The organism is Pradoshia sp. D12 (genome assembly GCF_008935075.1).
Lineage (GTDB): Bacteria > Bacillota > Bacilli > Bacillales > Pradoshiaceae > Pradoshia.
Window position 1 is genome coordinate 1125401 of record NZ_CP044545.1, and the last position, 24372, is coordinate 1149772.

The following is a 24372-nucleotide window of genomic DNA, read 5'->3' on the forward strand; positions in this document are numbered from 1 at the left end:
GAATTGGTTTTTTATTTTTGGCTGTTTTCGTAATGATGATTTGCCTTTACTTACAACAATGAGCCTATATTTGAAAACTACCTAGTTTACATTACATAAAAAAAGATTGAGAGTGAAGATTTATAATATCCATATTGACCCAATAGCTCCTTGACATGGGATATATAAATAGCTACCATGAGTACATTGTAATTTTACAATTATTGGTGGGTTGATTTAAATATATCTTGAAAAGTCGGTGTATAGCAGTGGGGGAATTAAGAAATAAATGGACTGAGGATACTAAGTTATTGATAGCTGCGCTGGTGTTGTTAATCATTTATTTGGCTCCGATGTTTATACTTGGTGAAGATTCTCATATACGGGTGCATGATAACTTAGATTCCAATATCGCTTGGTATAAGGTTCTCAAGGATAATCAAATGCTGTTTGGACCGATAAATGAGACTATTCCACAAATCATTAATGGTTTGCCGAGGAATTCAATTGGAACTGAATTCAGCGGAATTGAATGGCTCCATTATTTATTACCATCCATGACGGCATATTCAATCAGTCAGGCGATTACTAGAATCTTTGCGTTTATAGGAATGTATCTCTTACTTAAAAAGCATTTTGTTAGAAAAGAGGAACATGACTTTATACGTGTATTCGTTGCATTGGCCTTTGCTTTGACTCCTTTTTGGCCATCCGGAATGCTTGCCACATTGGGGCATCCATTAGCCTTGTATGCATTTTTAAATATTAGAGGCAGAGATAGTAAATGGACGGATTGGCTCATTCTAATCCTTTTGCCTTTTTATTCAAGCTTTGTACTAGGGTTCTTTTTCTTCCTGGTGGCTATGGGATTGCTTTGGCTTTATGACTGGATCAAGAAAAAAGACCCTAATTGGAAATTCTTCGGAAGTATTGCTTTAATGACTTTTATTTACCTGTTGATCGAATATCGCTTGGTTTATTCTTTGGTATTTCCTGAAGAGCCAAACAGCCGGGATGAATATTTCAGCTCTGCATTAGGATTTGCGCGATCTGTCCGTCTGATATTTAAAAATTACATAATTGGACATAATCATGTATTAACGCTTCATCAATATATTATTTTGCCTGTGTCATTTATAGCTTTATGGTTTATTTATCGGAATAAGCTTTGGAAAAGTGAGAAACGCTATGTTCAGCTGTTTATCTTGAATTTTATTTTGTCTGCATGGTATGCGTTTTGGTTTTATGAGGGATGGGCATCCTTGAAAGAACAAATTTCACTTTTAAATAATTTTAACTTTGCCCGTTTTCATTTCCTGAGACCATTAGTTTTGTACTTATTGTTTGCCCTGTCCTGCCGTATTCTTTGGAAAAATGGAGGGGGATGGAGGCTATTTTCAAAAGGAGTCATTATCGCTCAGCTGCTTGTCTTATTTATGTACAATCCGGAAGTGTATTATGGAAGGCTAGATGCACCGACTTTTAAGGAGTTTTATGCTGTTGACCAATTTACTGAGATTAAAGATTATATTGGAAAACCTCAGGATACGTACAGAGTGGTAAGTATAGGATTACATCCTGCTATTGCTCAATATAATGGCTTTTATACTTTGGATACGTATAACAATTACTATCCATTGGCGTACAAGCATCAGTTTCGAGAAATTATTGAGAAGGAGCTGGATAAGAACGCTCAGCTTAAAAAATATTTTGATAAATGGGGCGGGCGTTGTTATATTTTCGTGGATGAGCTTGGTAAGAAATATGATTACGAAAAAAATTCATCCAAAACAATAAAAAATTTAGAGTTGAATACGAAGGTACTGAAAGAAATGGGTGGTCAATATATAATCTCAGCTGTACCTATTGTGAATGCAGATGAGAATAACCTTGAATTGATGGATGTTTTTGATCATGAAGATTCAGCGTGGAAGATCTATCTATATCATGTCATGTAAAGGAGTTACTCATAATGAATCTGCCTGTATTAACAATCGTTGTGCCTTGTTACAATGAACAGGAAGTATTATCTAAAACATCTGAAGAGCTTTCATCCATTCTAAAAGAGTTATTGGACTCCGGTGTAATCTCAGAAAGAAGTGCTATTTTATTTGTGGATGATGGCAGTGTTGATGATACTTGGGATTTAATACAAATGGAGAGTGTACAGAATAGGTTAGTCAAGGGTCTGAAATTAGCGGGCAATGTGGGTCATCAAAATGCATTGCTCGCTGGTCTGGCAACGGCCCAAAAGCATTCCGATTGTGTTATCTCCATCGATGCTGATTTACAGGATGACATTCAGGTCATAAAAGAGATGGTTGAAAAATACAATCAGGGATACGATATTGTCTATGGAGTTCGAGATCAGCGAAAGAAGGATACTATATTCAAGCGGACTACAGCGCTTAGCTTTTATCGTATGATGGGTAGATTGGGAATCAAGTTAATTCCTAATCATGCAGATTTTAGATTAATGAGCAAGCGTGCATTGGGAGAACTCTTAAAATATAAGGAACGGAATTTATTCTTAAGAGGTATGATTCCAATGATTGGCTTTTCCTCCGCTGAAGTCTTTTATGATCGGAAGGAAAGAGAAGCGGGAGAGTCTAAATATCCGTTAAAGAAAATGATTTCTTTTGCGCTTGATGGGATTACCTCCTTTAGTGTTGCGCCGATACGCTGTGTTACCTACATTGGCTTTTTGACGCTATTTATCAGTGTGGTCGCAGGCAGCTATGCTCTGATTCAAAAAACACTGGGGAATACACAATCTGGCTGGACTTCCATCATGATTTCTCTGTGGATCATTGGTGGCTTGCAGTTGATTGGTATTGGAATAGTGGGTGAATACATTGGCAAGATTTTTAAAGAGGTTAAACAAAGGCCGATTTATGCCATTGATGTGGACAACTATACTGAAGATCAAAAAGACCAGGCGAACCAGAAAAATCAATATAAATCTCGCTAACAGGAATATATGTATCATTGGTTTGAAAACAGGAAGGAAACTACATGACGCTTGATGCTATTACATATTATATACAGCTGTATGGATACTGGGTGATTATCTTAGTTTTATTTTGCGGGATTATAGGAATTCCTGCACCTGAAGAAACATTTGTTATTTTTATCGGTGCTGTCATTGCTGAACAAAACCTTAATTTTCTATGGGCCATCTGCGCTGCACTATTGGGTGCTAATATGGGTATGTTTTTTACCTATATGATTGGAAGGAAGCTTGGGACATCCATCATCCAGAAGTATGGAAATCTAGTGAAAATCACACCGAAACGCTGGCAGAGTATGCATACTAGGTTTGATCAATTTGAAAATAAAATGGTTGTTATAGGATATTTTTTACCGGGACTTAGACAGCTAACTCCCTATATGTCAGGAACACGTGAATTACCATATGCAAAATTTTTCTCACTCGCATTTTTAGCAAGCTTACTATGGACAACCCTTTATATGACGATTGGATTTTATTTCGGAAATATGATTGGTCTCAAGTATTTAAGCTTCATTGCGGTCATTTTTTTCTTGATTTTCATCGTAGTACTTGCATGGAAAAATTGGTTCTCTCCTGCGAGAAGTAAAGTTAGCTCTTAAAAAATATTTTACATATTGTTCATTATAATGTAGAGAAACAGAAGCCGCTGTTAGGATGAACTGACAGCGGCTTCTGTTTTAACATATCTTATATCTTTTTTGTTTTGAAAATCGTAACCGCAACAGCTAGGCATATTCCGACCATGCCGACAGATATTGCAATCGGCGTGACATACTCTCCCGGTGCTTTGAGCCCTGTCAGGAGACTCATGGCTTCGGTTAGCTTCATCGGTGTGAGAGATTCTAGCTTTGGGAAAAGTCCGATGAGATAAACTGCCAGTACAGTACCCCCAGTTCCGAGTAAAACAGTGGTATTACTAGAGGATAGTGTAGAAAACAGAACCATAAATGATAACACCCAAAGCCCGAAAAGCCAGTAACACATTGCTGCAAAGCTAGTGTACATGGCGATGCTATTATCCCAATAAAAAGCATTATAAGCATAAGTAATACCAAAGCAAATCCAATAGCAAGCTGTCCACGATATAAATATCATCATGCTCTTTGCGATAACGAATTTCCAGCGCGAGAGACCCTTTGTCAGAACAGGGATGAGTGTTCCTTTTTGATATTCTGAAGTAAAGGATCCACTGCACATCAGTATAAAAATAATCAGTGCTATTGGAATGTTTTTATAAAATTGTGTCCAGGAGGTCAAGGCATCTACAGTAACCTCTGTAACGACAAGGCCTGTTCCCTCCAAAGAGTCTGCCATCATCTCCATCATCCATGGAGTTATCTTTGCTATAGCTGGATTCATAATCCCGAAAAGTACAAATACTAGCAGTAGAATGAGCACTCGTCCTGTTCGACTCCATTCCATCCACTCTTTTTTGAAAAAAGCTAGAAAAGATTTCATTTACTGACGACCTCCATAAACAGAGATTCCAGCGATAGCTCCTGCTTTTCGAAACGGCGGAAAGGAATATGATGCTCCAAGATAAAACGTAAGACAGCTTCTGTCTGTACCTGATCAGCTCGCTCCAGCAATAGATGATTTTCATTGCTTTTTTTGATGCTTGGAAAAGCTAAAAGCAGTTTTGCCGTATCTTCTGGATACTCCAACTCAATTTCATACCCGATGCTTGCATGTTCTCTTTTTAACTTCTCCATTGATTCCTGCAATACGATTTGTCCTTCGTGAAGGAATGCGACCTCATCACATATACGCTCAACATCGGAAAGAATATGCGTGGAAAAGAGAATAGTTGTATGTTCCTTTGCTGCGGTAAGAATATCTAGAATTTCCCTTCTTCCAACAGGATCGAGAGAGGAGGTCGGTTCATCGCAAATCAACAGTCTAGGTCGGTTGAAAAGCGCTTGTGCAATTCCGAGCCGTTGCTTCATGCCGCGTGAAAAACCTTTGATTCGCCGTTTCTCATTGGAGAGTCCCACAAGCTCCAGAAGCTCCGTTGTACGAGCCTTGATACTCGAAGATGACATCCCTGTGAGCTCACCGCAAAAATGCAAATATTCTTTAGGAGTCATAAAAGAATAAAACTCAGGTACATCAGGTAAATATCCAATAAGCCGATTTGTGGGAGTATCGCCGTAGCGAACCTTTTCTCCGCCAACAGTAATCTCCCCGCTGTTTGCCTCCAGCAAGCCAAGAATAATTTTCATAGTCGTAGTTTTCCCAGCGCCATTCTGACCCACAAAACCAAAAACAGTATGCTCCGGTACAGAAAAAGTGACATCCTCTAATACTGTTTTATCTCCAAACCGCTTTTTTACATGAGATAAAGTTAACATATTCATCATTCATCCTCTTTTCCAAGCAGGAAATACAGAATAGGTCCTATGAATTGCATGCCGATTATCACGATAACTAGCCACATGGTACGACTGCCGCGCTTATAGGTATTATGTGTCAAAATATGATGGATGGTATAACCCAGCAATGTAAATTCTGCAATAACCAAAGGAATAATAAAGGGTAAGAATTCTTTAACTTCATTCATAATATTTCACTCCTTCCGTAAGTTCTCTTTGTATTCTCTTAAATTCTAGATTGTCCTGAAGTGCTGTCAATAATGGATGCTTAAAAGACTCCAGTACACTTTTTGCCACAAGGCGCATATTTCGTGGCGGTGATGCTCCTAGGTCAAGTTTGCTAATCCATTCATCCAGCCTGTCAAAATAAGCATCGCCGTGGAGCAACGCGTGCTCATGGGTAAAAAGCACTCGAACTACCTGAACATATTGATTTAGCATTCCCAGCGCCTTTTCTTTTTCTCCATGTGTGATATAGACAAGTGCTGCCTGATAGAAAAATTGTGCTGCGCTATTGGGATGCAGGTTGTTTAAATCATATAGCCGAATCAATCCCTCTGTTTTTTTAATCGTTTTTTCACATACTGCAGGGTCATCCATATGAATGGCTAGGTATTGGACCGCAGTTGTAATCAGCGATATCACATGTAGATACATATTGATTTGTGTATAGCTTTTGGCTTTGTCTAAATCCCCGACGGTCAGATAGGCCTGTGCCAAAATTGAATCACTTTGGTGATAGATGCGAGTTGGATCTGCTATCATCTCCAATGCTTCAATGACTTCTTCAGCTTTACCGAGTTGGAGGTTGAATACAGCTTTCACAGTGATAGCATCATTACAAATATCTATTACTTTACAATTTTCCTCTATATGCTCACAAAGTGTTACAGCTTCGTGCAAAATTCTTTGTTGCTCATCATGGTCCTTTGCAAGAGGAAAATGGTTCAGCCAAAGGATGCAGATCTGGAGTAAAAAGGAATAACAGGAATAATAGCGGCGAACCAGTTCTCGTGATTTATTCATCACTTCATTAAAGGGCAGTCTTGTATAGTCAGAAGCAAGCTCCACATATAGCTTTTGGATTTGTTCCCGACTCAACTGTGCTTCATAGCCCAGCAATTCATCTATACTTACATCTAGAAAAGATGCGAGCTGGGGTAATAGTAAGATGTCCGGCAAGCTCTGTTTATTTTCCCATTTAGATACGGATGCCTTCGTAACACCGATAAAATCCGCTAATTCCTTTTGGGTGAGTTTCTTTTTACGGCGCAGTTTAGCAAGGTTATGTGAAAAATTTAATGAGTACATACAACTACCTCCTATAACTATTGTAACCATAGATGCTGTAAAGCTAAATGGAGCAATACGATATTTTTCGATACAAAATCAACTAACGAGAAACTTTACGTTAAACAGTCAATAATAAATAAGCCTCAGGATCTTGTTATGGTGATCCAATGAATGTCAGTTCACGGCAACTCCAATCATAAATCCAATCTCCAAGTGGCTTACCTATGATATTTTTTTGCCTGTTGATATTAAAAAATCGTTCCTCTAAATCGTTGTTTACTTATGTAAATTAAGGGGGTTATTGTTATTATGAATAAGGGATAGTAAAAGTACTTTTTGTATTCTTTTGAAGAAATGGGTTTTCTAAGATTTCTTATAGCATTAATTGATTGATAATTTAGAAAATAGGTAAGGGCATGTGGATATGTTTTTAGTTATAGAACTGAATAGGACTGATTTATTTTACATACATTTATTTTAGTTGGCTCTTTATTAAGTAGGAATCGCAAAGAAGTTATTAATATTAAAGATTCCTATAAAGAAATGAACCTATAGTTCTCAGCTAATTTATGGATGTTCAATAGAGAATCCTTTATTACATAATCAGGGAGTGAGAAGATGTTAGAACAACTTAAACCAAAACGGATCAAAAAGGGAGATACAGTGGGCGTCATTGCTCCTGCCAGTCCTCCAAAGAAGGAGGCCCTTCAAAAAGCACTGTCTTTTCTGGAACAGGATTTAGGTCTTACCGTAAAAATGGGCAGTCATATCTATAAGGAATATGGCTATCTTGCAGGCGAAGACGCAGAACGGGTGGAAGATCTTGAAGCGATGTTTAAGGACGAAGACGTAAAAGCCATTATCTGTGCTTGTGGGGGATATGGGACGGCGCGAATTGCGGATGCCATTAATTATGAAGTCATTAGGAATAACCCAAAGATTTTCTGGGGATATTCAGATATTACATTTATACATACGGCAATTCGACAAAAGACTGGCTTGGTTACCTTTCACGGTCCTATGCTTGCATCTGATTTAGGAAATGATGATATACATCCTCGCTCTAAGGAATCATTTAAACAGCTTTTTCAATCAGAAGAAGTGAATTATAAAGAGGATATCTCCCCTTTACACCCATTTATTGAGGGAGAAGCGGAGGGTGAATTAGTAGGAGGAAATCTAAGCTTGATCACAACGACCTTGGGGACTCCTTTCGAAATAGATACGAAAGGAAAGCTCCTTTTAATAGAAGATATTTATGAAGAGCCTAGGAATATTGATATCTTCTTAAATCATTTATGGTTGGCTGGAAAGTTAAGTGATATTGCCGGTCTTGTCATCGGTGATTTTGCCAATTGCGATCCCAAAAGCAGACGGACACTCACCCTCGATGAGGTATTGACTCACTATACAAAACTGATTAATAAGCCAGCTATGAGTGGATTTAAAATTGGTCATTGCAACCCACATGTTGGAATACCACTCGGCGTGAAAGCCAAAATCAGCACTGCAGAGAAGACACTTACTATTGAAAGCGGAATTGCAGATGAAAATTAGTAATATCGAAACCTATCGAATACAAGTTCCTTTAATTAAACCATTTAAAACAGCATTAAGGATTGTAAATACAGCTGACTCTGTTTATGTCAAAATTCAATGTGACAATGGTTTGGTTGGATGGGGAGAAGCAACCGCAACTGCTGTTATTACTGGTGATACATTACAATCAATAGAAACAGCTATTCACGACTTTTTTAAACCCAGTTTAATAGGAAAAGATATTTTGTGTTTCGAAGAGATTTTTCATGACCTATCCGCTATTATGACAAGAAATTCAAGCGGAAGAGCGGCAATTGATATGGCTATTTATGATTGTCTGGCCCAAAATAGTAAGCTGCCCCTTTATCAGTATTTAGGTGGCAGAAGCTCTCGGCTTGAAACAGACTTTACGGTAAGTGTGGATATCCCTCACATAATGGGGGAGGAGGCATTGGAATATGTAAAGAGCGGTTTTACAACCTTAAAGGTTAAAGTAGGTCTCGGTAATATAAATGAGGATATTGCGAGAGTGAAAGAAATTAGAAAGTGTGTGGGGAATGAGATTACGATACGTCTGGATGCTAACCAAGGATGGACTGCGAAGGAAGCGATTCAGGCAATCCGCCGTATGGAGGAAATGGGTTTACAAATTGAATTGGTGGAACAACCGGTCAAGGCAGATGATTTGGAAGGGCTCAGACAAGTAACTAATCAGGTAAATACATTTATTATGGCAGATGAAAGTGTATTTACCCCAAGGCAAGCCTTAGAGGTCATTCGTACACGGAGTGCAGACATGATTAATATTAAATTGATGAAAACTGGAGGGATTTTTTACGCCCAGTACATTAACCAATTAGCTGAGGCGGCAGGGATGGAATGCATGATGGGCAGTATGATTGAAACACATTTAGGTTTAACAGCTGCTGCTCACTTTGCTGCAAGTAAACGTAATATTACCCGCTATGATTTTGATGCCCCTCTCATGTTATCCCGCTCCCTGATTGAAGGCGGCATACAATATAAGGGTAGTAAATTTACTTTACCCGAAATAGAAGGCTTAGGTATAAGGAATATTCAGCTCAAGTGAGAGGAGGATCAAAAAGTGGGATTTACTCACAAAATCATGACCGTTAATGTAACTGTAGCGACCGTTTGGACTACAAATCAGTCTTATAGAGAGCTTGATCGTCCAGCGATTAGCCATCCGGTCCGATTGGAGGAATGGCTTCTATTTATGAATGAGGCTGAGCGGCTTGATTTATGCGAATCCAATAGAATCCAGACCCAATTATTATTTGGTGAACAGGTCCTGCTGCTCGAATATAAACATGGATGGGCCCATATCATTGCCATCGAGCAGTCTTCAAAGAAAGATTCCAGAGGATATCCAGGCTGGGTACCTCTATGCCAGCTGGAGAATTATGAACCTGCATCCAATGACACTTTTGCCTTGATTACAAGTCGGAAGGCTTTGCTTACACTGGAAAAAACACAAGATACCCTAGTGCTAAGCTATCAAACGAAGTTATCATACCTTGGTGAAAAAGATGGACGGATACTTGTAGACACCCCCTTAGGTATTGGAAATTTACACAGAGATGATATAGCTTTATTTAACTGTAAAGAGAGAGGGAAGCCAGGGAGTGATATAGACATTGTCACTTCTGGAGAGCAATTCCTCGGCTTACCCTATTTGTGGGGTGGACTGAGCAGTTATGGGTATGATTGCTCAGGATTTACCTATACAATTTATAAGGCAAATGGCTATAGTATTCCACGTGATGCAAGTGAGCAGGCGCAATATGGTACGCCGATTGCGCTGAATGGGGTACAAAGGGGGGACTTGCTTTTCTTTGCATATGATAATGGAAAAGGAGCCATTCATCATGTCGGGATTTATTATGGACAAGGTAAACTTCTTCATTCACCGCATACGGGTAAATCAATTGAAATTATCCCGATTGAAGGCACTATATATGAAAAAGAGTTATGCATGGCAATGAGATGTTTGGAAAAGTAGAATTCAAAGCATGTATGTATTTAATATTGTCCCTATTTTATCGAAAGACTCCAAACATATAGTTTAACTGCTTAATAAGATAGTTTAAATGATTCGTACCAAAAAAGACAAAACCATGATGGAAAGAAAGGTTAGAAGAAACAATGTGGAACCATATTATCGGTATCAATGATTAGTCCTGATCAGAGCTTTTCCATACTAATCGGGACCTTTTTGTATTGAGTGGTTATCTGAATAATGTTAATGGTCATTCCCTATAATGACCCTTTATGCTAATCGATTATTTTAATAGAGGTAATACTCTTGCTACTCAATTTTGTAATAAATAAAGTTGTATAATATACTAGTTTCAAGATAAATTTAAAGTGATCTTAATAGAATTGAAATCCTGTGAGGTAAGAATCTCAAGAATTCGAGGGATAAATTGGAACGTTTCAAGCGATCAATTGGGGGAATATGCATGAGAGACTATTTTATAAAGGGAACAAATATGAAACTTCCAACACTTTTTATGCTGCATGGTACAGGTGGAACAGAGCATGATTTAGTGCCGATTGCTAAATTAATTTCACCTGAGTCCTCCATTTTAAGTGTACGAGGCAACGTTTCGGAAAATGGAATGCCAAGGTTCTTTAAAAGATTAGCTGAAGGTATTTTTGATGTTGAAGATTTAAAGTTTCGTACAAAGGAACTAAACGATTATTTAAACGAAGCCTCAGTCAAGTATGGGTTTGACCGAAACAATGTGTTGGCAATCGGTTATTCAAATGGAGCTAATATAGCTGCCAGTATGCTTTTTCACTACCAACATGTATTAAAAGGAGCTATTTTGCATCATCCTATGGTTCCTTTAAGAGGAATAAAGCTGCCAGAAATGGAACGTCTGCCAATCTTTATAGGTGCCGGCAAAAACGATCCAATTTGTTCACCGGAAGAAACAAAAGAACTGAGTGAAATACTGAAGGCTGCCGGAGCCAAAGTAGAGGTTTATTGGGAACAAAATGGACACCAGCTGACACAATCAGAGGTAGAGGCTGCAGGATTATGGTTTTCTCAGCAATTTAAATAAATTGGAGATGATTAGATGATATCGCTAAATCCAACTGAAATGAGTGAGCGAGAGAATTATACCTTTTTAACAGGGGCAGTCGTTCCTAGACCGATTGCCATTATCTCAACCATTTCTAACGAAGGAATTATGAATATTGCACCTTTTAGTTATTTTACGATCGTTAGTTCAAATCCCCCGCTGATTGCTGTATCAATCCAGCGACGGAATGGCGAAAGAAAGGATACAGCAAGAAATGCAATCGATTCGGGAGAATTTGTCCTCCATATTACAGATGAAGAAAACGTGGAGGGAGCGAATTGGACAGCAGCTGAATTGCCTCCGGACCAAAGTGAACTAGAAGGATCTCCCTTTCAAACAGTAGATAGTGTTCATGTACGAGTCCCAGGGCTTAGCCCTGCGAAGATTCGGATGGAATGTACCGTACATAAAGTAATACCGCTTGGAGGCCATACCGCAGAAGATGCAGGTTGTGATCTACTAATCGGTAATATTGTTTTTTATCATATAGATGAAGCCATCTACAAGGATGGTACAATCAGTACAGAATTACTCAAGCCTGTTTCCCGGCTTGCTGGCCAAAATTTTATGAAGATTGGTGAACAATTTATTCTGGAAAGACCAAAATAATAGAGTACAAAACTTCCCACTTCAAGTAGGGAGGTTTTTTATGGGTTCTTTTGGTAATAGAAAAGGTCTAAAAGACTATAAAAGATAAGTTTTTCTTTAATTAAGTCATAAGATTTTCTTATTAAAAATTAAAAAAAGGTACAAAATATCTAATTAATTTACAAATTTGTTAAATTACTAGAAGGACTTTCACTAAATATTCAGAATATATAATCAGTATACGAGTGGTTGCGCTTTCATAACCACCTTAATATAGATAAATCAGACAAGTGGGGGTAATGAATGAACGCTTTAGGTAATGGGAATCGGATGTCAGAACTCGGTCGCAGGAGAGGTTTTTGGATCTCATTAATTGCTGTATTATTGGTACCGTTAGTTTATGGATTGATTATGCTAACGCCAAGTTGGGGACCATATGATAATCTTTCAAACTTGCCGGTCGCAGTTGTGAATAATGATTCAGGTACTGTAACAGACGGTAAGGAAGTTAATGTTGGTAGAGATTTGGTAGCGAAACTGAAAGACGGGAATGACCTGGGATGGAGATTTGTCAGTAAGGAACAAGCAAATCGCGGACTTAATGATAATGAATATTATATGGTAATTGAGATTCCTGAAGACTTTTCCCAAAAGGTAGCAACCGTAATGGATGAAAATCCGGAAAAACCGGAACTAAAGTATACGCAGAATGAAGGGTTGCATTTTATAGCTGCAACAGCAACGAAAACAGCTATAGGAACAATTAAAGAGCAGCTTGCTGATACAATCACCGCTACCTATACCAGTACAGTTTTTGCCCAGCTTGGTGATGTAGCAGAAGGATTTAAATCCGGTGCGGATGGTTCAACAAAGCTCCATGAAGGCTCTGTTAAACTGAAGGATGGTACTGGAACTCTTCTGGATTCTTTAACGACAAAATCAGGAGATATTCAAAAACTGGCAGACGGTTCAAAGGAACTTGAACAGGGACTCGGTCAATTGAATGGAACAATGGCTGGAAAATCAGCTGATATCGCAAGATTGGCAAATGGAGCAGCTCAGGTCAGTGATGGGTCGAGCCTTATGCATTCAACAGTAAGTGGTAAGACCGGCGATATCAATACACTTGCAAGTGGGTCGAAGCAGGTTGAGGATGGGTTAGGCCAGTTGAATGGCACAATGGCAGGAAGTTCAGCTAGTATTGCCATGCTGGCTGATGGGGCAGCTGATCTCAGAAACGGCTCAGGTTTAATTTATTCAACCGTTGGCGGTAAGGCCGCTGAAATTCAACAACTAGCAGATGGATCAAAGTCAATTGAAGACGGTTTAGGGACCTTGTCAGGAACATTTAGTGCGAAGGAGAAGGATATTGAGGCTCTTGCAAAAGGATCCAAAGAACTTAAAGATGGATCAGATTATCTTTATTCCCAGCTTGATGGCAATAAAGGTAAGATTGAGGAGTTGGCTAATGGTGGAGCAGCTATTTATGATGGGACTGAAAAGTTGAAAAAAGGTACTTCTGATATGTTGCTTGGTTTACAATCAGCTCAAACAGGAGTCAAACAATTAAATGGTAGTATGCCTGAACTGGAAAATGGAAGCGCTAAAATTTCTGGAGGTTTAAATCAATTAGCAGCGAAAACACCTGACTTAGCAGATGGAGCTGCCAGAGTTGCGGCAGGTATAGAAAAATTAGCTGAGAAAATTCCTGGGATAGAACTTAACCCAGATTATCAAGAGTTATTAAAAGGTGCAAAAGCTGTAGCTGAAGGAACTGCTCTGGTAAATGGAGGTATAAAGGGAGAAAATGGTCTCAATGCAGGTGCAGCTTTATTGGCTTCAGGTATTTCTGAAAAGCTTAAACCAGGTATAGAACAATTAAATGGTGCATTTGAAAATCAAATAATACCGGGTCAAAAGGATATTGTTCAAGGAGCATCAGAATTAACAGTGGGTGCTGAACAAATAAAATCTGGTACGGATTCAGTAAAAACAAATTGGGGAGTAATCACTAATGGTGTTGGTGAAATTAATGGCGGTCTTACCACAGTAGCTGCCGGAAATCAATCAGTTAACGAAGGTTGGAAAACTGCAGTAGACGGATCCAAACGTCTTTATGACGGATCCAAACAAGTAGCAGCAGGCACAGGGTCAGTTAATACTGCATGGGGTACGTTAACAACATCTTTAGACACGCTAAATAAAGGTGCTGCGCAAGTGGCAGACGGTAATGCTACGGTAAACGATGGCTGGAAAACCGCAGTAGCAGGTTCTAAACAGCTTTATGATGGTTCCAAGCAAGTGGCCGATGGAACAGCAACAGTGAATAGCGCATGGGGTACATTATCAACATCTTTGAATACGTTGAAAAATGGTGCTGCTGAAGTGGCTGGTGGTAATGCCACAGTGAATGCAGGCTGGAAAACAGCTGTTGATGGATCTAAGCAGCTATTTGATGGATCTAAGCAAGTAGCCGATGGTAACGCAACGGTTAATACTGGCTGGGGTACGATGAAGGAAGGGGTAACTGAAATTGATAAAGGTGTCGGTCAAATCAAAGATGGTACACTTGAATTATCCAACGGCTTAGGTGACGGAGCTGAAAAAACGGCCGGTATAAATGCTACTGATGAAACGATTAGCATGTTCTCCTCGCCGGTTGAGCTGATCGATTCGAAAATTAATAGTTATCCGTATTATCGTTACGCAAACGCACCATATGTACTATCGTTAGCATTATTTGTGGGTGTTTTATTAATGATGTTAGTTGTTGGGGTTAGAAAACCAATGGATGAAGCTAGTTCAGGCTTCGCATGGTATTCAAAAAGATTTGGTTTGCTTGCTTTATTGGTAGCTGGTCAGGCCATCCTTCTTTCTGGCTTTACCATATTCTTTGTTAATTCAGGATTTGCGAATAGCCTGTTGCTTATCTTGTTTGCTGTATTGGCGAGTATCTCATTTATGTCCATTGTGTTCTTCCTGACTATGCTTGCCGGCAACATTGGTTTGTTTATAGGCGTGGCACTTCTGATTATGCAGCTATCTACTACCGGATCTGCATTGCCAATTGATATGCTGCCTGAATATTTACGTACTCTAAGCAATTTCTTGCCGATGACTTATTCGATTGCAGGCTTCCGAGCATTAGTATCATTGGATGACATCGGTATGATGTTTGCGAATGCAACGATACTAGTTGTGTTCCTGCTCCTGTTTGCTGGACTGTCCGTTGGATTATCCTTTTTCAAAAAAAATGAATCAGGAGGAGATGCAGAAATAGTAAGGTAAATATAATTATATAAATCCCTTTTAGTAGAAGAATGCATAGATTAATTGTATTCTATATTGAAAGGGATTTTTACTTATGAATAAGGGGTCCGAATGGGAGAGATTAGATTGAATCAGAAAATATTACCGGCAGCTTCAACTATGAAGGACTTTGAAAAGTTTTTACAATCAGGATTTAAAACAGGTGTTATTTTAGAGACTCATCTTGGGCAAATCAAACATATTACTCAAATGGCCAAAATGGCAGATAAACAACTGTTTTTTCACGTGGATTTAATCAATGGATTAAAAAATGATGAATATGGTACTCAATATTTATGTCAGGAGTTTAAACCATTTGGTGTCATATCCACAAAATCAGCGGTTATTCAAGAAGCAAAAAAACATCAGGCAATAGCTGTGCAGCGAATCTTTATGATTGATAGCCATGCGCTCGAACGCAGCTATAAGATGGTCAAAAAATCACAGCCTGATTATATTGAAGTACTACCGGGCGCACTTCCTAATATGATTAAAGAAGTTGCAGGGGAAATTCAGCTGCCGATCTTTGCGGGTGGTTTAATCCGAACAGTTGAGGAAGCGAAAGAAGCACTTGAAGCTGGTGCTGTCTCGATAACCTCGTCTAAACGAGAACTTTGGCAGTATTTTGCAGGGGAATGAGTCGAATTCCCTATTTATTTCTTTTTATTTGACAGCGTTTACAAAAAGTTTTACACTGTGTTTAAGTTAATAAGTATGTGGAAAGACATGGAGACACAGGTGGCAGTATTCCTTAATAAGTAGGAATACTTTAGTGCTTGTTTCTTCATTTTTTTTTGAAATTATATGATAGGGAGATGGAAGGAATGACACCATTTTGGGGTGAATTAGTAGGCACGATGATCTTGATTGTTTTTGGAGCAGGAGTGTGTGCTGGAGCCAACTTAACTAAATCTTATGCAAAGGATGCTGGATGGATTGTTATCACTATAGCTTGGGGGCTTGGTGTTACATTAGGCGTATTTGCAGTCGGCGGCATTAGCGGTGCTCATTTAAATCCTGCTGTTACATTTGGTCTTGCGTTTAGCGGAGATTTTGCTTGGGCAGATGTACCTGGATATATTTTGGCGCAAATGATTGGAGCAATGATTGGGGCAACTCTTATTTATTTACAATACTTACCACATTGGAAGGCGACTGAAGATCCAGGGACAAAATTAGGGGTTTTCGCAACTGGTCCGGCTATTCCTCATACATTTTCAAATTTACTTAGTGAAATTATAGGAACATTTATTTTATTGCTTGGTCTGCAATTTATTGGAGCAAATGATTTTACGGAAGGCCTAAATCCATTCGCAGTCGGTCTTTTAATCGTAGGAATCGGTATGGCTCTTGGGGGAACAACTGGTTACGCCATCAATCCGGCACGTGACTTAGGTCCGCGTATTGCACATGCGATTCTTCCGATAGCGGGGAAAGGCCCATCTAATTGGGGATATGCTTGGATTCCGGTTGTAGGTCCTATTCTCGGCGGATCCTTGGGGGCTTTGTTCCATAAAGCGGTCTTCAATAATACGTTGACAGGCGCTTTCTGGGCAGTATTAGCTGGCACTGTAGTTATCTTGGTAATCGCTTATTTTATGACTAATAAAGATTCAGAACAAGCACTACGACAAGCTAATGATCCAGCAAAAGCAAGGTTATAAGTTACTAACTTTAGAGAAATCGATTATAATATAAAAATTAGTAGATGGGAGATGAAAAAAATGGAGAAATATATTTTATCAATTGATCAGGGGACCACTAGTTCCAGAGCTATTTTATTCAATAAAAAAGGGGAAATTGTACATAGTGCTCAAAAGGAATTTACACAGTACTTTCCAAAGCCGGGCTGGGTGGAGCATAATGCCAACGAAATTTGGGGTTCAGTGCTTGCTGTTATTGCGGGCTGTCTTTCAGAATCAGGTATAGAGGCAACAGATATTGAAGGAATCGGAATTACAAATCAGCGTGAAACAGCGGTGGTTTGGAATAAAGAAACAGGTCAACCTATTTATAATGCGATAGTTTGGCAATCCCGCCAGACAAGAGATATATGCGAGGAATTGAAAAATGCTGGCCACAATGATCTTTTTCATTCCAAAACTGGTTTATTAATAGATGCCTATTTTTCTGGGACAAAAGTTAAGTGGATCCTCGATAATGTAGAAGGTGCGCGTGATTTAGCCAATGAAGGAAAATTGTTATTCGGGACAATTGATACATGGCTAATCTGGAAGCTATCCGGCGGTAAAGCTCACGTAACTGATTATTCCAATGCTTCAAGAACAATGATGTACAATATTTATGACCTGCAATGGGATGATGAATTGCTGGAGATATTAGATGTTCCGAAATCCATGCTTCCAGAAGTGCGTCCTTCATCTGAAGTATATGCACAAACCATTGATTATCACTTCTTTGGTAAGAGTATCCCAATTGCCGGTATTGCTGGTGACCAACAGGCAGCATTGTTTGGCCAGGCATGCTTTGAAAAAGGAATGGCTAAAAACACATATGGAACAGGCTGTTTTATGCTCATGAATACTGGTGAAAAACCGGTTAAATCGGAAAAAGGATTATTGACGACTTTAGCCTGGGGATTAAATGGTAAAGTTGAATATGCATTGGAAGGTAGTATCTTTGTAGCGGGTTCTGCTGTTCAATGGCTCCGAGATGGATTAAGGATGCTTAAGGATGCTGCTGATAGCGAGACATATTGCCGGGCAGTTGACTCTACAGATGGAGTATATGTCGTTCCAGCCTTCGTAGGTCTTGGTACTCCATATTGGGATAGTGATGCAAGAGGAGCGGTCTTCGGTCTGACAAGAGGGACTACAAAAGATCACTTTATCAGAGCAACAGTTGAATCTTTAGCTTACCAAACAAAAGCTGTTATTGATGCAATGGAAGAGGAATCCGGAATTGAATTGAAAACATTGCGTGCCGATGGCGGGGCCGTTAAGAATTCATTCTTAATGGAATTCCAGAGTGATATCTTAAACGTGCCGGTTGAAATACCAAAAATTAATGAAACGACTGCCCTTGGAGCTGCTTATTTAGCTGGGCTGGCTGTTGGATTCTGGGAAAGCCAGGATGAAATTGCTGCCCAATGGATCATTGATAAATCATATGAACCAACTATGGAACAAGAGAAACGTAATGAATTAGTTGATGGTTGGGAAAGAGCTGTGGCAAGTACCAGAACCTTTAAATGATAATTCAATTTTGTATGAGTTTTACTCAAAAAATGATATAATGAAAATAAGTTAATATAAGGTTAGAGATTTTAAGAGACCGCGAGTACATTCCTTTAAATAAGGGTAATGTATTTTGTGGTCTCTTTTTATTATCTCAATAGCACTTATCAACAGAGGAGGAACAAGAGGATGGGTTTAAATAGTTTAAATAGACATGAATATAAAAATAAATTACAAAACACACATTTCGATGTGCTTGTCATTGGTGGAGGAATTACCGGAGCAGGGATTGCTTTAGATGCAGCTACAAGAGGGATGAAGGTGGGCCTAGTTGAAATGCAGGATTTTGCAGCCGGTACATCAAGCCGTTCAACCAAGCTGGTTCACGGTGGATTGCGCTATCTAAAGCAATTGCAAGTAGGAGTAGTTGCAGAGGTTGGGAAAGAAAGGGCTATTGTTTACGAAAATGGTCCTCATGTTACAACACCTGAATGGATGTTATTACCCTTCCATGAAGGCGGTACATTTGGTAAATTTACTACTTCCATTGGCTTACAGATGTATGATTTTCTTGCTGGAGTGAAAAAGGAAGAACGCCGCACTATGCTTACAGTAGATGAAACAATTGAAAAAGCTCCATTGGTTAGAAAAGATGGCTTAAAGGGTGGGGGCTACTATGTTGAATACAGAACCGATGATGCCCGCCTGACGATGGAAGTCATGAAAGAAGCGTTTGAACAAGGAGCAAGCTTACTGAATTATGCCAAGGTCGAGGATTTAATCTATGAAAATGGAAAAATAGTAGGTGTAAATGTTAAGGATATATTGGATGAGGATTCCTTCCAAATTAAAGCTAGGAAGATTATAAATGCAACGGGTCCATGGGTAGACTTTATACGTGAAAAAGACAATTCTAAAAAAGGTAAAGTGCTTCAGCTTACTAAAGGTGCACACATAGTGATTGACCAATCCCGTTTCCCTTTGAAACAAGCGGTTTATTTTGATACCCCTGATGGAAGAATGGTATTCGCGATTCCGCGTGAAGGGAAAGCCTATGTTGGGACAACAGATACATTCTATGGTCAAGATCCAATCAATCCAAAAATGACTGATCAAGACAGAGATTATATATTGGATGCTATTAACTATATGTTCCCTTCAGTAAACGTTACTAAAGAGGATGTGGAATCCAGTTGGGCTGGAGTGCGCCCATTAATCAGCCAGGAGGGGAAAGGTGCTTCTGAGATATCCAGGAAAGATGAAACATGGGTATCTGATTCTGGGTTAATTACGATTGCAGGCGGAAAATTGACAGGATATCGTAAAATGGCTGAAACCGTTTTGGATTTAGTAGCTAAACAATTCAGAGATGAAGGATATAAACATTTCGGTAGCTGCTATACTGAAAAAATGCCGATATCCGGCGGCCGTGTTGGAGGCTCAACGAAATTTAGTTCATATATAAGCAAAACTAAAGAAAAAGCAATCGGAACCGGGTTATCAGATACAGAAGCAAGAGAGATTATTTCAACATATGGATCCAATGCTCCGCTTCTGTTTGAAATAGCCCGAAAAAACAAAGAAAAAGCGAGCGAAATAGGGCTGCCATTACCAGTATTGGCTAAATTGGGCTATGCAATTGAATATGAATTGGCTTATACGCCGCTTGATTTCTTTAATCGCAGAACTGGCATGGTCCTATTTGATATTAAGCATGTTCATGAATACAAAGATCAAGTGATTTCGTATATGAAAAAAGTACTGCATTGGACTGAACAGCAAACAGAAATGTATACTAAAGAGCTTGAAACTGAATTGCATGATGCTGCGTATCCACAATCCGAGCTGGTTACGAATTAATATAAATACGGATAAATGACCCCACTTCCTTGAAATATAGGTTGTGGGTTTTTTTTTTAAGATTCAATATCTTTAAAAAGGGGAATAGAAATGAAACAGAAACTATTAGTTTATTTAACACGGGATGGGGGCAGTCAAGATGAATGAAATTCAAGGAAATAAGAAAAATGAATGGATGATTTATACCGGATCTTATGCAGAAGAAACAAGTACGGGTATTCATCTATTCAAATTGAACGTGAAAGAAAAAAAACTTGACTTAGTTGAGAAATATACGGGTATTGAAAATCCTTCCTTTCTTGTTATAAATAAAGCTCAGACCCATTTATACGCGGTAAGTGAAGTTGAGTATGGGATGGTTGTCTCTTATGCAATCAATCGGCAATCCGAACAGATTAGAGAGTTAAATCGCAAATCTACGAATGGGATGGCACCTTGCTATGTCAGTCTTAGTGAAAATGAATCTTGTTTATACATTAGTAATTATGGTGGCACGGTAACTAGGATAGAACTACAAGAGGACGGAACACTTGGAGAACATACGACAACAAATGAACATGTTGGATCAGGGGTTTGGGCAGACAGACAGGATGCACCGCATGCTCACTCAATCGTACCGGTACCGAATTCCTCCGTTGTAGTTGCAGCAGATTTAGGTACTGATAAAATTTATGTATACGATGATAAGGATTTTGCCAATTTGGCTAAAATGTCTACTATTCCTGGATCGGGTCCAAGACATTTTGCCTTTCACCCTACATTGCCAATCATGTATGTCATCCAGGAATTAAGCAATACAATCGCAGTATTTGAATTAAATGACCAACATATACCGGATTCTCTTCTAGGGGTGGTTACTACATTGCCGGATGATTACAAAGAGGAAAATACAGCAGCCGATTTGCATATTTCAGAGGATGGCCAATTCTTATATGCCTCAAATAGAGGGCATGACAGTATTGCAACGTACAAAGTGGCAGAATCAGGTATACCGGAAATTATCGCATTTACACATACGGAAGGAAAGGGACCGAGAAATTTCGAGTTAATAGACGAAGAAAAAGTACTTATTGCAGCAAATGAGCAAAGTGATTCATTAGTTTTATTTGAAATTAATAAAGAGGGTATTCCAACCTATACAGGGAATACGATTTCTCTTTCGAAACCCGTTTGTGTTCAAGCGATAGTAAGAAATCAAGAATGATACAAAAAAGCTGGTTTGGATTTTTCCAAACCAGCTGTTATTTAATTAGATTGTTCTTTTAAAGATTGTGTATAAGCCGTAAAGATACCTAAAACAATAATAGCCATTCCACCGTTTAATAGGGAGTATTGCAAGTCCCAATGGCCAGTATATAAATTTTTAATAGACAACACGCTGATCAACATAAGCATCAATGTAATTAAAATATTGTATGCTTTCATTCGTGAAACAACACCCCTTGATTCGTAATTGATCTTTTTCATATATTTTATTTTACTATGGTTTAGGTATAAAATTAAGTATAATTTTGTCTTTTTTTGTTATATTTTTCCGGAGATGTTTTGGACGCTAATCTATTGAGTCCATCAGATTTTTTATCGTTTCTTTTTGCAAGGGTCCGATTATTCGCTTTTGTATGATACCGTTGGAGTCAATGAAATAACTGGTTGGGATTGTTATAATTTTATATAATCCTGCAATAGTTCCTGTTTGGTCCAGTAATACAGGATACTTGATATTATACATATCTTGGAAGGTTTGAACGGCTTGCTTGTTTTTTTCTGAATAGGTCATATTCACGCTTAATACAGTGATCTTCCCCATACTATGTTCACTATAAAATTCATTGAGATCTGGTATCTCTAATTTGCAGGGAGGGCACCAGCTTGCCCAAAAGTTTAATAAAACTTTTTGACCGCGATAATCAGATAATTTTATGGTTTTTCCGTCCGGAGTTTTTAATTCGAAATCAGGTGCAGATTGACCTTCCTTAATTCCTGTTTGAGTCAAAACAGGTATAGATTCCTCTGTAATAGGCTCTTTTTGTGTCTGCGTGTAAATAAATAAAAATATAAATAAAAAGAATGGAGCAAGAATGGCAATTGTTTTATTCTTCAATTTGGATGAGGCCTCCTGATGTCGTTTTTATTTAGTAGAAAGTATTTGCCAGTCGTGAAAAAATTAATCAATGGGCATCAAATTGTGTTAAGTTGTTTATAAAAATATGAATAAAGGTAAGAATCTAGTATTGAGCTTTTAGGGAAGTGAGGGAAGATAGATGTTTTATATAGGAGTTGATATAGGAACCACGAGTACAAAGGCTGTATTATTTTCGGGAGACGCATCTGTGCTCAGCACCTATCATGTAGAGTACCCATTATATAGCCCGACTCCACTTACAGCAGAGCAGAATCCTGATGAGATCTTTCATGCTGTACTTAATGCAATAAGAGGAGTAATGGTCCAAAGCCAAATAAATCCTGATGAACTGTCGTTAGTATCCTTTAGCTCGGCTATGCACAGCGTAATTGCGGTTGAGGAAAATGGAAATCCATTAACTCAATGCATTACATGGGCTGACAGCCGTTCAAAGAAGTGGTCCGACTATATTAAAAATGAGAGGAATGGACAAGAAATTTATCGGAGAACTGGAACGCCAATCCATCCAATGTCTCCTCTTACAAAAATCACCTGGTTGATGAATGATTATCCCGAATTAGCGGGTAGGACATATAAATTCATTTCCATTAAAGAATATGTTTTTTATAAATTATTTGGGCAATATGTGATTGATTATTCGGTTGCTTCAGCAACAGGAATGTTTCATCTTAAAAATTTAGAATGGGATTCTGAGGCATTGGCAATCGCGGGTATTACAGAGACCCATTTGTCTAAACCAGTACCAACTACATATTATTTATCTGGCATGGACTCCGCCTATGCTGCGGATATGGGGCTGTTGCCGGATACTCCATTTGTAATAGGAGCCAGTGATGGCGTTCTCTCCAATCTGGGTGTCAATGCGATTGATCCAGGGATTGTAGCAGTCACGATTGGAACGAGCGGAGCCATTCGTACGGTAACAGATAGGCCGATTACGGATGAAAAGGGCCGAATTTTTTGTTATGCATTGACGGATAAGCATTGGGTGATTGGCGGACCAGTTAATAATGGAGGTATGACTTTTAGATGGCTAAGAGATGAGCTGGCTTCAGCGGAAGTAGAAACAGCTAAACGCCTCGGAATTGACTCATATGAAGTACTCACCAAGATAGCATCAAAAGTAGCGCCGGGGGCAGATGGACTACTATTCCACCCATATTTAGCTGGAGAGAGAGCGCCCATTTGGAACCCTGATGCCAGAGGATCGTTCTTTGGCTTGGGACTTCATCATAAAAAGGAACATATGGTCAGAGCGGTGCTTGAAGGAGTCATTTTTAATCTCTATACAGTCTTATTAGCTTTGCAGGAATTGATAGGTGTGCCAAGTAAAATCAGGGCAACGGGGGGATTTGCGCGCTCAGAGTTATGGAGGCAAATGCTTGCGGATATTTTTAATCAGGAAGTAGATGTGCCAGAAAGCTTTGAAAGCTCTTGTTTAGGAGCAGTTGTACTCGGCAGATATGCACTCGGTGAAATTGAAGACCTATCCGTTGTATCAAATTATGTGGGAACTACACATGTCCATACGCCGGTTAAAGCAAATGTAGAAAGATACGAGGAATTACTGCCAATTTACATCAATATATACAGAAAATTGGAGACTGAATATAGCAGTATAGCAGCTTTCCAAAACAAATGGATTAATCATAAATAAGTTGATTTGAAAATAACATTGTCGAATAATATTGACAGCATTCGCGTTTTCACTGTATCCTTTATACAGGAATAATTTAATTTAATACAAATCCTCATCGGACTAAAAGATGAGGTAGAGGTCGCAGATTTTATTAGTAAACTAAAAAGAGAGCCGGAAAGCTTGCTGACTTTAGTTGAAAGGAAAATCTGCCGAAGCGCTCTTTTTTTCCGAAGAGAGCAGCTGGGACTGTATCCGAATAGGTGCAGGACTGTCATGGTCTATATACATCGCGATATGTATATAGACCATGGAGAACTATCCATTTAT

21 protein-coding genes and 1 riboswitch are annotated in these 24372 nt (G+C 38.8%); of the genes, 15 read left to right on the plus strand and 6 right to left on the minus strand.

Annotated elements, in window-relative coordinates; genetic code table 11:
• The first annotated feature begins 248 nt into the window (after nucleotides 1-248).
• From F7984_RS05600 to F7984_RS05610, 3 genes are read left to right on the plus strand one after another with little or no spacing between them, the layout of a single operon-like run.
• Nucleotides 249-1937 carry a DUF6044 family protein gene (locus F7984_RS05600; protein ID WP_140461210.1) on the plus strand — a complete coding sequence of 563 codons (1689 nt, stop codon included), beginning with the start codon at nucleotides 249-251 and terminating at the stop codon, nucleotides 1935-1937.
• Nucleotides 1938-1951: 14 nt separating this feature from the next.
• The gene (locus F7984_RS05605; protein ID WP_140461211.1) at nucleotides 1952-2950 is read left to right on the plus strand and encodes a glycosyltransferase family 2 protein; all 999 of its coding nucleotides are present in this window, start codon (nucleotides 1952-1954) and stop codon (nucleotides 2948-2950) included.
• A 44-nt stretch (nucleotides 2951-2994) separates the two neighbouring features.
• On the plus strand, nucleotides 2995-3591 hold the full coding sequence (locus F7984_RS05610; protein ID WP_140461212.1) for a DedA family protein: 597 nt from the start codon (nucleotides 2995-2997) through the stop codon (nucleotides 3589-3591).
• 88 nt (nucleotides 3592-3679) lie between these two features.
• Here F7984_RS05610 and F7984_RS05615 read toward each other — a convergent pair whose 3' ends face one another.
• Genes F7984_RS05615 through F7984_RS05630 form a run of 4 tightly spaced genes read right to left on the minus strand, consistent with a single transcriptional unit; the run spans nucleotide 3680 to nucleotide 6675 of the window.
• A complete protein-coding gene (locus F7984_RS05615) occupies nucleotides 3680-4450 on the minus strand; it encodes an ABC transporter permease (RefSeq protein ID WP_140461213.1) in 771 nt (256 codons plus the stop codon).
• Entirely contained in the window at nucleotides 4447-5349 is a 903-nt protein-coding gene (locus F7984_RS05620) for an ABC transporter ATP-binding protein (RefSeq protein ID WP_140461656.1), read from the minus strand. Before F7984_RS05620 ends, F7984_RS05615 begins: the two co-directional genes overlap by 4 nt.
• Nucleotides 5349-5552 carry a PLDc N-terminal domain-containing protein gene (locus F7984_RS05625; RefSeq protein ID WP_066101089.1) on the minus strand — a complete coding sequence of 68 codons (204 nt, stop codon included), beginning with the start codon at nucleotides 5550-5552 and terminating at the stop codon, nucleotides 5349-5351. The genes F7984_RS05620 and F7984_RS05625 overlap by 1 nt, the downstream gene beginning before the upstream one ends.
• On the minus strand, nucleotides 5545-6675 hold the full coding sequence (locus F7984_RS05630; RefSeq protein WP_140461214.1) for a helix-turn-helix domain-containing protein: 1131 nt from the start codon (nucleotides 6673-6675) through the stop codon (nucleotides 5545-5547). Before F7984_RS05630 ends, F7984_RS05625 begins: the two co-directional genes overlap by 8 nt.
• Before the next feature lie 600 nt (nucleotides 6676-7275).
• Between F7984_RS05630 and F7984_RS05635 the strand changes: the two genes are divergently transcribed.
• From F7984_RS05635 to F7984_RS05685, 11 genes are all read left to right on the plus strand, one after another.
• The gene (locus F7984_RS05635; RefSeq protein ID WP_066101086.1) at nucleotides 7276-8214 is read left to right on the plus strand and encodes a S66 peptidase family protein; all 939 of its coding nucleotides are present in this window, start codon (nucleotides 7276-7278) and stop codon (nucleotides 8212-8214) included.
• Entirely contained in the window at nucleotides 8204-9286 is a 1083-nt protein-coding gene (locus tag F7984_RS05640; protein ID WP_066101083.1) for a dipeptide epimerase, read from the plus strand. Before F7984_RS05635 ends, F7984_RS05640 begins: the two co-directional genes overlap by 11 nt.
• Before the next feature lie 15 nt (nucleotides 9287-9301).
• Nucleotides 9302-10219 carry a C40 family peptidase gene (locus F7984_RS05645; protein WP_308810523.1) on the plus strand — a complete coding sequence of 306 codons (918 nt, stop codon included), beginning with the start codon at nucleotides 9302-9304 and terminating at the stop codon, nucleotides 10217-10219.
• Nucleotides 10220-10679: 460 nt separating this feature from the next.
• The gene (locus tag F7984_RS05650; RefSeq protein ID WP_139891342.1) at nucleotides 10680-11288 is read left to right on the plus strand and encodes an alpha/beta hydrolase; all 609 of its coding nucleotides are present in this window, start codon (nucleotides 10680-10682) and stop codon (nucleotides 11286-11288) included.
• Between the two features lie 15 nt (nucleotides 11289-11303).
• Complete coding sequence (locus F7984_RS05655) at nucleotides 11304-11918, plus strand: flavin reductase family protein (RefSeq protein WP_066101077.1); 615 nt, start codon at nucleotides 11304-11306, stop codon at nucleotides 11916-11918.
• 282 nt (nucleotides 11919-12200) lie between these two features.
• Entirely contained in the window at nucleotides 12201-15185 is a 2985-nt protein-coding gene (locus F7984_RS05660; protein ID WP_139891341.1) for a YhgE/Pip domain-containing protein, read from the plus strand.
• 108 nt (nucleotides 15186-15293) lie between these two features.
• Nucleotides 15294-15845 (plus strand): glycerol-3-phosphate responsive antiterminator, encoded by a 552-nt coding sequence (locus F7984_RS05665; RefSeq protein WP_066102330.1) that lies wholly within the window; start codon nucleotides 15294-15296, stop codon nucleotides 15843-15845.
• 185 nt (nucleotides 15846-16030) lie between these two features.
• Nucleotides 16031-16870 (plus strand): MIP/aquaporin family protein, encoded by an 840-nt coding sequence (locus tag F7984_RS05670; RefSeq protein ID WP_066101072.1) that lies wholly within the window; start codon nucleotides 16031-16033, stop codon nucleotides 16868-16870.
• Nucleotides 16871-16930: 60 nt separating this feature from the next.
• Nucleotides 16931-18421: a glycerol kinase GlpK gene (gene glpK, locus F7984_RS05675; protein ID WP_139891340.1), complete on the plus strand. Its 1491-nt coding sequence runs from the start codon at nucleotides 16931-16933 to the stop codon at nucleotides 18419-18421.
• Nucleotides 18422-18592: 171 nt separating this feature from the next.
• The gene (locus tag F7984_RS05680) at nucleotides 18593-20263 is read left to right on the plus strand and encodes a glycerol-3-phosphate dehydrogenase/oxidase (protein ID WP_066101068.1); all 1671 of its coding nucleotides are present in this window, start codon (nucleotides 18593-18595) and stop codon (nucleotides 20261-20263) included.
• A gap of 139 nt (nucleotides 20264-20402) precedes the next feature.
• Entirely contained in the window at nucleotides 20403-21467 is a 1065-nt protein-coding gene (locus tag F7984_RS05685; protein WP_181161982.1) for a lactonase family protein, read from the plus strand.
• 41 nt (nucleotides 21468-21508) lie between these two features.
• Here the strand turns inward: F7984_RS05685 and F7984_RS05690 are convergent, their stop codons facing one another.
• Nucleotides 21509-21730, minus strand: coding sequence for a hypothetical protein (locus F7984_RS05690; protein ID WP_175354220.1), 222 nt, complete (start codon nucleotides 21728-21730; stop codon nucleotides 21509-21511).
• A gap of 85 nt (nucleotides 21731-21815) precedes the next feature.
• A complete protein-coding gene (locus tag F7984_RS05695; RefSeq protein ID WP_140461216.1) occupies nucleotides 21816-22364 on the minus strand; it encodes a TlpA family protein disulfide reductase in 549 nt (182 codons plus the stop codon).
• A 160-nt stretch (nucleotides 22365-22524) separates the two neighbouring features.
• Here F7984_RS05695 and gntK point away from each other — a divergent pair, with 160 nt between their 5' ends.
• Nucleotides 22525-24063 (plus strand): gluconokinase, encoded by a 1539-nt coding sequence (gntK, locus tag F7984_RS05700; RefSeq protein ID WP_140461217.1) that lies wholly within the window; start codon nucleotides 22525-22527, stop codon nucleotides 24061-24063.
• A gap of 107 nt (nucleotides 24064-24170) precedes the next feature.
• A riboswitch (Lysine riboswitch) is annotated at nucleotides 24171-24371 on the plus strand.
• The last annotated feature ends 1 nt before the right edge of the window (nucleotide 24372 follow it).